1 protein-coding gene is annotated in these 533 nt (G+C 64.0%); it reads left to right on the top strand.

Going from position 1 to position 533, the window contains the following annotated elements; translation table 11 throughout:
* On the top strand, window positions 1–355 hold a 355-nt coding region (locus AC1DWF_RS38165; protein WP_476843597.1), incomplete at its 5' end, for a hypothetical protein.
* Window positions 356–533: the final 178 nt, after the last annotated feature.

The following is a 533-nucleotide window of genomic DNA, read 5'->3' as shown; positions in this document are numbered from 1 at the left end:
CAGCTACGTGGATCGCTACAAACAGTCCTGCTCCCCGCCCGGCCTGGCGCCCGTCATCCTGGCACAGCACGGCGCCCTGGATTCGCCCTATCTTGGCACACAGCGCATCTTTCACATCTACACACAGCGGATGATCACCCGCTTCTTCGCCGCGGCCCCCTCGCGGCAGTCGCACGCCGCCGAGGCCATCATCGCTATTGTGGCTCAGTCGCCGAGTTACGCCCCTTCGATGCTGGGTGCTTCGATGGCGGATTTCGAGCCTTGCTTTAGCGAGGGCGACATCAACGCTTATTGCTCGCGGGTTTTGGCGCCGGCGGGGTCCAGCTGCGCGCGGAGCCTCTACAGCGTTCCATGAGTGCTGAGACCGCCAGGCTAGAGCGCCGACCGATGATGGAAGCGTGGGCGCGGTGGTGCACCGGATCTGCTGCCGGCTCCGTCACCGATCTCGCTGCAGAGAAGGCGAGGCGACTGGCGTCTTCCTGACTAAGGGCCTTGGCTGAGGGAAAGACACACGCACACATGCAAGCGTGAAC

The organism is Aminobacter sp. P4_D5, assembly GCF_056401815.1.
This window is presented reverse-complemented; position numbering and strand designations above follow the sequence as displayed.